At 73.1% G+C, this 10915-nt stretch carries 9 protein-coding genes; 3 read left to right on the top strand and 6 right to left on the bottom strand.

Going from position 1 to position 10915, the window contains the following annotated elements:
• Positions 1–89 precede the first annotated feature (89 nt).
• Genes BLW57_RS34310 through BLW57_RS34295 form a run of 4 tightly spaced genes read right to left on the bottom strand, consistent with a single transcriptional unit; the run spans position 90 to position 4229 of the window.
• Complete coding sequence (locus BLW57_RS34310) at positions 90–1373, bottom strand: glutamate synthase-related protein (RefSeq protein ID WP_093479594.1); 1284 nt, start codon at positions 1371–1373, stop codon at positions 90–92.
• Positions 1370–2392, bottom strand: coding sequence for an asparagine synthetase A (locus BLW57_RS34305; protein ID WP_093479593.1), 1023 nt, complete (start codon positions 2390–2392; stop codon positions 1370–1372). Before BLW57_RS34305 ends, BLW57_RS34310 begins: the two co-directional genes overlap by 4 nt.
• Positions 2389–3723: a methylaspartate mutase gene (locus BLW57_RS34300; protein ID WP_093479592.1), complete on the bottom strand. Its 1335-nt coding sequence runs from the start codon at positions 3721–3723 to the stop codon at positions 2389–2391. Before BLW57_RS34300 ends, BLW57_RS34305 begins: the two co-directional genes overlap by 4 nt.
• Positions 3720–4229 (bottom strand): cobalamin B12-binding domain-containing protein, encoded by a 510-nt coding sequence (locus BLW57_RS34295; RefSeq protein ID WP_256339652.1) that lies wholly within the window; start codon positions 4227–4229, stop codon positions 3720–3722. The genes BLW57_RS34300 and BLW57_RS34295 overlap by 4 nt, the downstream gene beginning before the upstream one ends.
• Positions 4230–4533: 304 nt before the next feature.
• Here BLW57_RS34295 and BLW57_RS34290 point away from each other — a divergent pair, with 304 nt between their 5' ends.
• A complete protein-coding gene (locus tag BLW57_RS34290) occupies positions 4534–4815 on the top strand; it encodes a hypothetical protein (RefSeq protein ID WP_093479591.1) in 282 nt (93 codons plus the stop codon).
• A 130-nt stretch (positions 4816–4945) separates the two neighbouring features.
• A complete protein-coding gene (locus BLW57_RS34285; RefSeq protein WP_073894699.1) occupies positions 4946–5158 on the top strand; it encodes an MbtH family protein in 213 nt (70 codons plus the stop codon).
• A gap of 89 nt (positions 5159–5247) precedes the next feature.
• Here BLW57_RS34285 and BLW57_RS34280 read toward each other — a convergent pair whose 3' ends face one another.
• Together BLW57_RS34280 and BLW57_RS34275 are read right to left on the bottom strand one after the other, a co-directional pair.
• Positions 5248–6174: an ornithine carbamoyltransferase gene (locus BLW57_RS34280; protein WP_093479590.1), complete on the bottom strand. Its 927-nt coding sequence runs from the start codon at positions 6172–6174 to the stop codon at positions 5248–5250.
• A 92-nt stretch (positions 6175–6266) separates the two neighbouring features.
• Positions 6267–7637, bottom strand: a complete 1371-nt coding sequence (locus BLW57_RS34275) for a helix-turn-helix domain-containing protein (protein WP_093479589.1) — start codon at positions 7635–7637, stop codon at positions 6267–6269.
• A 206-nt stretch (positions 7638–7843) separates the two neighbouring features.
• Between BLW57_RS34275 and BLW57_RS34270 the strand changes: the two genes are divergently transcribed.
• The gene (locus BLW57_RS34270) at positions 7844–10873 is read left to right on the top strand and encodes an AfsR/SARP family transcriptional regulator (RefSeq protein WP_093481034.1); all 3030 of its coding nucleotides are present in this window, start codon (positions 7844–7846) and stop codon (positions 10871–10873) included.
• Positions 10874–10915: the final 42 nt, after the last annotated feature.

Genomic DNA, 10915 nt, shown 5'->3' with positions numbered 1-10915 from the left:
CGGGTCTCGCGGCGTGCCGGGAAACCGGTGCTGCCACGACTGAGGAAGCGCGTGTGCGGTGCGGAAAAGCGGTGGTGCGCGGTGCCGGGTCAGGCGGCGCCGGGCGCGGCGGGCGGCGTGCACCAGCCGGCCGGGAGGAACAGGTCCTCGGGATCGAGGGCGTTGACGTGGTACTTGCCGACCGCGCTGGTCAGCATCCGCAGTTCGAGGGCGAACGCCTCGACGAGGCGGCGCAGACCGGCCTCGCGGTCCTCGTCGACGGCGAGGAGGGCGGCGCGGCCGAGGCCGACGGCGCGGGCGCCGAGGGCGAGGGCCTTGACGGCCCGGGTGCCCTCCCACACGCGGCCGCTGGCCAGGAGGCAGCGGTCCTTGCGGCCGACGCGGCGCAGGCAGTCGGCGAGGGGCAGTCCGACGTGGCCGAGGAATCCCGTCGGCGCCCAGGCGGTGCCGCCCTCGGCGCCGTCGACGGTCACCGCGTCGGCGCCCGCCGCCCAGGCCGTGGCGGCGGCGAGGGCCACGTCCCGGCCGGGGTGGAGCTTCACCCACACCCTGACGCGGGGGAAGTTGTTGCGCATGAGCCGGATCTGCTGGCGCAGGATCTCCTCGGTGAAGGTGCCGGGGCTGCTGACCCGCAGCACCTTGTCGCTGTCGGCGCCGAACACCTCGTCGATGGCGTACTGTTCGGCGACCCGGCTCGCGGTGTCGCGGCCGAGGACGGTGAGGCCGCCGAGTCCGGGCTTGGCGCCCTGGCCGACCTTCAGCTCGAAGGCGAGCCGGCCGGTGGCGAGCAGGGGCTCGCTGACGGGGTCGCTGTAGACGAGATTCCACACCTCGGCGTCGGCGTCCTCGGTGGACTGCTGGACGGCGACACCGCCGTGTTCGTCGTCGGCGGCCCCGGCGTAGGCGGCGATCCGGCCGAGCAGCGGGGAGACCCCGGCGTCGTCGGCGGTGCGGTAGCCGTTGACGGGGACGACGTTCTCACCGATGACCAGCGGGATGCCGAGCTCGGCGGCCTGCCGGCCGGCGGCCTCGCCGAGGTCGTGGCTGGCGACCTGGGTGGAGCCGAACGCGGACACGTAGACCGGCAGGCGGCTGGTGAACCCGCCGATGACCGTCTCCAGTCCGACGTCGCTGTAGAGGGGTTCGCGGCCGAGGTCGATGAGCTTCTTCAGCCGATCGGGCATGAAGACCGGCGGGACGATCCTGATGCGCTCCAGGTCGTCGTCCGGGGCGGGCGAGTACGGTGCCGGGGCCGCGCCGAGCAGTCCGCTGCCGTAGCCGGACTCGGCGGGGAAGACGGCCGCGGCTCCGTGCCGGGCGCGGGCGCGGACCTGCTCCTCGGGGAACCCGTTCGCGGCGAGTGCGCTGCTCATGCGGACACCACCCCGGGGAGCTTCGGGTAGGCGCTGGTCTGCCAGGCGGCCTGCCGTCCGGTGACGTACCGGGTGAAGCGCTCCAGGCCGATGCCGAAGCCGGAGCTGGCGGGGATGCCGCGGCGGGCCAGGTCCAGGTACCAGCCGTACTTGGCGGGGTTCTCGCCGGTCTCGCGCATGCGGGTGACCAGGGTGGCGTAGTCGTGCTCGCGCTCGCTGCCGCTGGCGAGTTCGCCGTAACCCTCGGCTGCGATGAGGTCGAAGTTGCGCAGCACGCCCGGCTGTTCGGCGTTCTCCTTGTCGTAGAAGCCGCGGGAGCCCTTGGGGTAGTCGGTGATGAAGAAGGGGCGGTGCGCGCGGGCGGACACGATCTCCTCGCCCTGCCAGTCGATCTCGGCGGCCGGGTCCTGCGGATGCCCGGCGGCGATCAGGCCGGCGGTGGCCTCCCCGTGTCCCACCCGGCCGAAGGCCTCGGCGACGGCCTGGCGCAGGGTGTCGGTGTCGCGGCCGAGGAGTTCCAGCTCGGCGGGCACGGCCACGACGGCGTCGGCGACGACGTGGGAGACGAGCCGCTCGGCGAGCTCCATCGCGTCCTCGCGGCGGGCGTCGCGGATCTCCACGTCGATCTGGTGGAACTCGGCGAGGTGGCGGTGGGTCACGGCCGTCTCGACGGGTTCCAGCCGGACGTTGGGGGCGATGTAGAAGATCTTGTCGAAGGCGAGCAGCGAGGCCTGCTTGTAGAGGATGGCGCTGGTCATCAGCTTGTACTTGTGGCCGTAGAAGTCGACGTCGACCTGCTTGGAGCCGCGGATGCCGGGGTCGGTGACCGGGCCTATGAGGGGCGGCAGCAGTTCCTGGAAGCCGCGTGCGGTCAGGAAGGCGCGGGTGGCGGTGAGCATGCGGCTCTGCACGCGCAGGGTGGCCCGGGTGCGGGGGTCGGTGAGGTGGGCGTCGGGCGAGGACGGGAACGGCGTCAGTGCCTCGTCCACGGCCTCGGTGGTGGTCACGGTCATGGTCATACCTCCAGGAGGTCGTGGTCGTGGGCGTGCTCGTCGGCGGGTCCGCGGTGCGGGTCCGGTGCGGAACGGTGGTCGGGCGTCTGGTCGTACCGGCGCTGCACGTACGTCAGGGCGTCGTACAGGCCGGCGGCGGTGAGCCGGGCGCCGCGGCGTGCGGTGACCCGGCCGATGGGCAGGGCTCCGATGTCCGACCAGGTCAGGCGGCCGGTGGCGTCGATGTGGCTGCGGGTTCGGCCCGCGTTGTCGGGGTGCAGGCAGTAGGGGACGTCGAGATAGCCGCGCTCGAACGCCTTGAGCAGCGCGCTGCCCAGGTCGGCGTCCAGGTCGAGGACCGCGTCCACGAGTGCGCGGGCCTCGGCGTATACGGGGTTGTCCGCCGTGTCGGGGTCGCCGGCCGCCGCGTCGCCGGGTGCCGTCGCCGCGGTGCGGGCGGCGGCCCGGGCGGCGATGCGCAGTGCCTCCACGTTCTCGGCGACGGTCGGGATGCGGTGTGCCTCCGCGGCGGTCTTCACGATGAGCCGGTGGGCGCCGGCCCGTACGGCCAGTTCGGCGGAGCGTTCCAGCAGGGCGCGGGCGCCGTGCCGGGAACGGGGGTAGACGCCCATGTAGGTGTAGACGACGACGTGCCAGTCGGTGTCCGGGAGGAGTTCGCCCGCGAGCCGGCGCAGCGCGCGCACCGCCTGCCGGTCCTGCTCGGGGCTGGTCTGCTGGGTGTAGCTCAGGGAGATGGAGCGCAGTCCGGCCCGGTGGAAGAACACCCCTTCCAGGGCGCTGATCGCCACCAGCAGTCCGGGCGGGCACAGTTGGCCGAGCATGCAGCCGCCGAAACTCTCCAGGTGCGGTTCGGCCCCGTCGGCGCGGAGTGCGGCCAGTTGTTCGCAGGCCTCCTGCCAGTTGCGGACCGAGTCGACGAGGGGGGTGCGGCCGTAGGGCAGGCAGTAGGAGACGGGTCCGCCCTCGGTGGCGGTCAGGCCGAGCCGGGCGAGCGCGGCGACGATCCGCTGCGGGCCGGCCGAGCCGTGCCGGACCTGGACGGGGAAGGACGGGTCGGGGACGCCGTCCAGGACCCAGTGGGAGGTGTGCGGGCTGTAGGAGGTGATGGGGTAGCCGTTGAGGGACACGTCCTCGTTGAGGGCGCGTACGGCGGCCGGCTCGTCACCGACGCGGGTGTAGCTGTCGATGGTGAGGGTGCCGGCCACCGCGTCGGCCGCGCGCTTGGTGGCGAGCAGCCCGGCCCGCATGCGGGCGGGTTCGGAGAAGCCCATGCGGGGCTGCACCACGAGGGTGCCGCGGGCCCGGGCGGCGGCCACGAACCGTCCGAAGGACGTCATCGTGCCGCTCCTTCCGGGAGGTGCGCCGACCCGCACGGGGTTCGGTCCGCGGCCAGCGCGCCGACGAACGCCTCGAACGGCCCGAGGCCCTGCTCGTCGTGGAACACCGCGTCGAAGCCCGCGTCCACCAGTCGCCGGCCGTGCCCGTCACGCCCGTCGGCTCCCCGCACGCCGAGCTTGCCGCCGACGACGGCCGGGAGCCCGGCCAGTTCCCAGCGGGCCCTGAGTGCCCGGACGAGATGTTCGGCGTCATGGGCCCCGTGGCCGTTGACGCTGCTCACCACCAGCAGGTCGGGCTGGTACTTGCAGCACGACTCGACGATTTCGTCCTGAGAAATGCACGGCCCCAGATTGACGACGTGGTGCCCGAGGTCTTCGAGCAGCAATTGAATGAATACGAGATTCCAGGTGTGTGCATCGGACGGCAGTCCGGTGACCACGACGTCCAGCGTCCCGGAGGGATCTCGGGGCGCCAATTCCGCAGGCTGCGTCATCACTTCGTCCACATCATGGGATGTCAATGGGAGAAGGAGGTCCTGGATGGCTCGGAACTTCCTTTCGCCATCGATCGTAGGAACGCGGCGGGCCGCTCACCGGCGCCCGAGGCGGCAGCCGAGCGGCAGTTGTCATTGCCTGTCGATGCGGCCCCGGCGGCCCGGCGTACAGTCGTTTTCCGGCGCCGCACCGGTGCGGAGAAAACGCGGTCGCGGCGAAATGCAGCGCCCGCCCGCACAGCCGGCGGACGCGGGCGAGAAGAACGGCGCACGCGCGGGTGGCCGGCGTATCCCCCAATTGCGAAGGAGTGGACCCATGTCCCAGATCGCCCCTGTCGCCGCCGCGAACGAGTTGCTGGCCGCGGCTCTGCGTGAGGCCATGTCCCGGGCCGACCGCCGTGAGCCCGTCGGCGAGGCGCAATTCGCGGTGCTGGAGGCTGCGGTGCAGCTGATCGACGCCGACCGGCCCGAGCTGGCCGACCAGCCGCAGCTGCGCACGGAGTTGCTGCGAGAGGCGCTCGGCTCGGTGCGGGCCGCCGCGGTCGCGGCCGGGGTCGCGGTGACGCGGGCCCGTCAGGTCTCCGCCGTGCCGGCCTGACCCGGGCCGGCGTCGGGGTGCCGCCCAACTGCCGCCCGTGCTGCCCGATTTCCCCGGCCGTGCCGCCTAGCTTCGAGTCAGCGGTGCGATAACGATTCCCTGTTCCACGGACCCGACAGAGGTGACTTTCATGGCAACCAACCCGTTCGACGACGCCGACGGCCGTTTCGTCGTCCTGGTCAACGACGAGGGCCAGCACTCGCTGTGGCCGGCCCGCATCCGGCGCCCGGAGGGCTGGCAGCAGATGCGCGAGGAGGGCAGCAAGCAGGAGTGCACCGAGTACATCGAGGCCAACTGGACGGATCTGCGCCCTCGTTCGGTGGTGGCCGCGATGGGCGGCTGACCCGCCCGGCGCACAGCGGGGCGGCGTCGGTACCGGCTCTGACGAGCCGTACCGACGCCGCCCCGCTGTGTGTGGCCGCCCGCGGGCCGTCAGTCCCGCGTGCCCACCACGCACCACTCCAGGACCGCCATCGCGGCCGTCATCTTGTGGTGGGCCTGCCGCCAGGCGAGGCTGCGCTCGCCGTCCAGGATCTCGTCGGTGACCTCCTGGCCGCGCACGGCGGGCAGGTCGTGCAGGAAGACGGTGTGCGAGCCGCTGAAGCGGTCGAAGAACGCGCGGTCGACGCAGAACCCGTCGAACGCCGCGAGCCAGTTCGGGTCGGCCTTGGGCACGCCCATGGTCTGCCAGCGGCTCGTGTAGATCGCGTCCACCGGGCCGTCCACCCCGGCCGGGTCGGTGATCTGGCGCACCTGGTGGTCGCCGCCGCCGAGTTCGTCGACCAGGTCCAGGGTGCTCTTGGCCACTTCGTAGCCCTCCGGGCACAACAGCGTCACGCGCAGACCGGGGGTGAGCGCGCCGGCCAGGGCGAGGGCCGCTCCGGAGCTGTTGCCCTCACCGACGACGAGTACGTGGCGGCCGGCGAGCTCCCCGAAGTGCTCGCTGAGCGTGGTCAGGTCGGCGATGGCCTGGGTGGGGTGCTCGTCCAGGCTGAGCGCGTTGACCACGGCGAGGTCCGGGCTGCCGCCGAGCCGGCGCATCTCCTCGACGTCGCCGTTGGTCCGGACGACGAGCGCGTCCAGGTACTGGCCGAGGACCCGGGCGGTGTCCTCCACCGTCTCGCCGGTGGTCAGCTGGAGTTCGTCCGGGCCGAAGGTGATCACGTCGGCGCCCAGCCGGGTGGCCCCGCTCCAGAACGAGGTGCGCGTCCGGGTGGACGACTTGCGGAAGTAGACACCCACCTGACGCCCGGTCAGCGGGCGGTCCTCGACGTCACCGCGGCCGAACGCGACGGCACGGGCGACGATCCGCGCGAGCTGCTCGGGCGTGAGGTCGGCGAGGGAGATCAGGTTGCGCATGGCGAAGACCTTTCGATGAGGGGAGGAGAAGGAAGGCGGGAGGAGAAGGGAGGGGGAGGTCGTGGGAGGGGGCGGGAGCGCGGGTCGGTGGTTCAGTGGACGAGCGCTTCGGTCCGGTGTGCCGCCGCCCCGGCGCGGTCGGCCGCGAGCCGGCGGACCAGGTTGAGGACGCCGAACCGGCCGGCACTGTCCTCCGCGGCGGGCAGCCGGCGGACCAGGCCCCGCAGCATCAGCGCGTGCACCTCGCGGGCCACCGTGGTGGCGGGGACCGCCAGTACGGCGGCGGCCTGGTCGGCGGTCCAGCCGTCCGCCAGCGCGCCCAGGTCGCCGAGGAGGGTGGTCTGCGCGTCGTCGAGGCGGTCCACGGCGGCGGCGAGGAGAGCGGCCAGTCCCTCGCCGCTCGCGTCCGGGAGGGTGGCGTCGTCCACGATGTCGAGCGGACTGGTCCGGGCCGTTCGCAGCAGTTCCTCCAGGGAGTGCAGCAGCAGCCAGGACGCGGCGGACTCCATTGCTCGGGGCACCCCGTCCAGGGCGTGGCATATCCGGGCGACCGTGCGCACGACCGAGTCCGTGGGCAGCAGGTCGGGACGCATGTGACCGACGTAGGACAGCATCAGTTCCAGCGCGGGTTCGCCGGCCGTGAGGGATTCCCCGGGCAGGGGGGTGGGGGCGTCGGCGGGCGGTTCCGGAGCGGGGAGCGGCAGGGGGGCGAGCGGCAGCAGCCGGTTGCCGGGGGTGCGGTGCGGTTCGCGTGCGGTGATCAGCACCTTCAGACGTTCGCAGCTGTGCAGCAGCTCCATGAGGTGCGGTACGAGACCGGGCACGGCGTCGTGGCCGTCGAGGACCAGGAGGGCGGCGCGGCCCCGTACGACGGACGCCAGCTCCTCCAGTCCCGGCCCGCCGGTGGCGAGGGAACGGGCCCAGCCGGTCAGTGCCGCGCGCGGGCTGCGGGCGTCGCCGGCCGCCGGTGCGCTCGCGGTCTGGCTCATGTCGGCCCAGAGGACGGGTATCCGGTCGCGGGTGTGCAGCAGCAGGGCGGCCTCCTGGGCGAGCCGGGTCTTGCCCACGCCCGGCAGGCCGACCACGGTCAGCAGCCGCTCGTGCTCGGTGGCCAGCAGTCCGGTCAGGGCGCGCAGTTCCTCGGTACGGCCGACCAGGCGGCGCAACGGCTTCGGCGGGGGCGCCAGTTCGGCTCCGAACGCCTCACGCATCACGGTGTCGGCGGGGGCGCCCTCGACGGCGAGTTCCAGCGCCGCGCGGCGGGCGTCGCCCAGTCGCATGGCGTCGGCGAGCAGCCGGAGCGTCTCGCGGCGCGGGTGCCGCACCCGCCCCTGCTCCAGGTCGCGGATGGCCCGCACGCTGACGGTCGACAGGCCGGCGAGCTGTTCCTGGGTGATTCCCGCCCACCGGCGTGCCGCCCGCAACTGTTTCGCGAGTCCGTCCGTCGCTGCCTGCTCGGTCATGACCACTCTCCTTGGCTTGCGTGTGGGGCCCGCACGGCGAGGGCCTGGAGGCGGTGCCTTGCATCCGGTGCCGCCTGCTGGATCCCAAGGTGGCGGCGGTGCTTACCGAACGCGTACCGGCTCGTTACCGAGAGCCAGGGAACGGGCTATGATCCGGGACGCGGACGGAATCGGTGGAGTTCGTGACCTGGGGGAGGCTCACCGGCATGACCGATGCCGAAGCGGGTTCACTGCGTTTCAATGTGCTCGGGCCGCTGGAGGGTTGGGCGGACGGTTCCCGGCTCCGGCTGGGCGGACTGATCCAGGAACGTGTACTCGGCACGCTGTTGCTGGAGACCGGCCGGGTGCTGCCGATCGGCCGGCTCGTGGAGTCGGCGTGGGCCGAGGATCCGCCCGCGACCGCGTCCCACCAGGTACGCAAGGCCGTCGCCGACCTGCGGCGGCGTATCCCGGCGGGCGGCGAGGTCATCGTCACCGACGGCCCCGGCTACCGGGTGACGCTCGATCAGGAACAGCTGGACCTGACCGAGTTCGGGATGCTGGTGCAGGCCGCCCGGGGGGCCGCGGGAGAGGGCCGGCCCGCCGAGGCCGTCGAGGCGCTGCGCCGGGCGCTCGGCCTGTGGCGCGGCCCGATCCTGTCCGGGGCGGGCGGTCCCGTGATCGAGGCGGCGGCCACCTCGTTCGAGGAGCGCCGGCTCGCCGCCGCCGAGCACCTCTTCGACCTGCGGCTCGGCCTCGGCGAGAGCGGTGAACTCGTCGTCGATCTGCGGGACTTCGTGCAGAGCCACCCGCTGCGCGAGACGCTGCGCGCCCAGCTGATGCTGGCGCTGTACCGCTCGGGTCGGCAGGCGGAGGCGCTGGAGGAGTACAGCCGGGTCCGTGAACTCCTGGTGGAGGAACTGGGCGTCGACCCGGGCCCCGGCCTGACCAAGGTGTACGAGGGGATCCTGCGCGAGAGTCCGGAGCTGGCCGCGCCCGCTCCCCCGCCGGCCCCCGTGCCCGTCCCCGCGCCGGTGGTGAGCGCGCCCGCCGACGCTCCGTGCACCCTGCCGTACGATCTGGCGGACTTCACCGGCCGCGAGCGCGAGCTGCGCGAACTCCTCGACTGCGCCGGACGGGACTACGCGCGTCACTCGCGGATCGTGGCGCTGGACGGCATGGGCGGCAGCGGCAAGACCTCGCTCGCCGTGCACGCGGCGCACAGTCTGGCGGGCGACTTCCCCGACGGCCAGCTCTACATCGACCTGCGCGGATACACCCCGGGCGAGCAGCCGGTCACCCCGGGCGGGGCGCTCGACAGCCTGCTGCGTGCGCTGGGGGTGCCGGGCGAGCGGATCCCGGAGGACCTCGCGGGGCGTACGGCGCTGTGGCGGGCGACGATCACCGGCAGACGGCTGCTGCTCCTGCTGGACAACGCCGCCGACGCGGACGGTGTACGGCCGTTGCTGCCGACCGCGCCGGGCTGCCTGGTGCTGGTCACCAGCCGGGCCCGGCTGGTGGACCTGGATTCGGCCCAGTGGATCTCGGTCGACGTGATGTCGCCCGAGGAGTGCGCGAAGCTGGTCGCGGAGACACTGGGCGAGCAGCGGTACGCGGCCGAGCCGGACGCCGCCGCCGAGCTGGCCCGCCTCTGCGGACATCTGCCGCTGGCCCTGCGGATCGCCACCGCGCGGCTGCGCAACCGGCCGCGGTGGACGCTGCGTTACCTGGCCGACAGGCTGCGCGACGAGGCGCGGCGGCTGGACGAGCTGAGTTCGGGGCAGCGCAGTGTCGCAGCCACTCTTCGTCTGTCGTACCAGGCCCTGGACCAGGAGTGCCGGACCGCGTTCCGCATCCTGGCGCTCCACCCGGGCGGCGAGATCGACGTGCATGCCGCCGCGGCGCTGCTCGGCACGGACCCCCGCGATGCCGAGGACATCCTGGAGATCCTGCTGGACGTGCATCTGTTGCAGCAGCCGGAGATCGGTCTCTACACCTTCCACGACCTGGTGCGCAGCTTCGCGCACAGCCTGCGGTCGGTGGCCACGGAGGACGACGACGAGGCGTCGGTGCACCGGTTGCTCGACTACTACCTGACGGCGACGGAGTCGGCGTGCCAGGTGATGTTCCCGGGACGGCGCCGGATTGCGACCGGCACGGACGAAGGGCCGGCGCAGGCACCGCGGTTCGACGGGCGCGGACCGGCCGAGCACTGGTTCGCACGGGAGCAGGGGGCGCTGCTGGGCATGGTCGGCCTCTCCCGGCGGCTCGGGCGGGACCGGCACACCGTGCTCCTGACCCGCAATCTGGCGTTCCAGCTCAGTGCCCGTGGGCAGTTGGAGGAGTTCCGCTCGATGGGCCTGGAGGCGGTGTCCGCCGCGCGGCGGCTGGGTGAACTGCCGCTGCTCGGGGTCAGCCTGTCCAACCTGGGTGTCGCCTGCTGGAAACTGGGGCGGTTCACGGAGGCCGTCGAGATCGCCACGGAGGGCCGGGACGTCGCCGAGCGGCTCGGCGACCTCCAGACCCTGGCGCACAGCGAGAGCACGCTGGGGCAGCTCAAGAGTCTGCTGGGGGACTTCCCGCAGGCGCTGTCGCACCTGGAGCAGTCGATCGCCCACGAGCGGAAGCTGGGCGCGAGCCGCGCGGAGGCGGAGAGTCTGACGCTGCTCAGCACGCTGTACGAGCAGTGGGGACGGCACGAGGAGGCCGCGGCGGCGGCCCGCAGGGCGATCGTGCTCTGCGACGAACTCGGGCGGCACGAGAACAAGGTGGTCGCGCTGACGGACCTGGCGTTCGCCCAGGCCTGCCTCGGGGACGACGAGTCGGCCGAGGTGAGCCTCAAGCAGGCGCGGACCCTGTGCGAGGAGAACCGGGATCCCGGTCAGGTGGCGCTCGCCCTCGCGCTCTCGGCGGAGGTCTGCCACCGGCTGGGCCGTACCGAGCAGGCCGTCGAGTACGGGGACCGGGCGCTGCACACCGTCAGCGCAAACGTTTCTCCGCTGCGTCGGGCCAAGGTCGAGAACACGGTCGGCCGGTATCTGTGCCGGCGGGGCGACCACACGACGGCACTGGGTCTGCACGAGCGGGCGCACGAGGTGGCGTCCTCACTGGACTTCCGGATCGAGGTGGCCTACGCGCTGTCCGGCATGGCCCGGGCGCAGGCGGCGCTCGGCCGCACCGAGGTGGCGGCCGGGCACGAGCGGTCCGCGGAGGAGCTGTTCACCGCGATGGGCGTACCGGCGGACCGGCGCCGCTGACGCGCGATCGCGCCGTGCGCGTACGACCGCGCCCCGCACCGG

Origin of the sequence: Streptomyces sp. 1222.5, assembly GCF_900105245.1 — a bacterium.
Lineage (GTDB): Bacteria > Actinomycetota > Actinomycetes > Streptomycetales > Streptomycetaceae > Streptomyces > Streptomyces albidocamelliae.
This window is presented reverse-complemented; position numbering and strand designations above follow the sequence as displayed.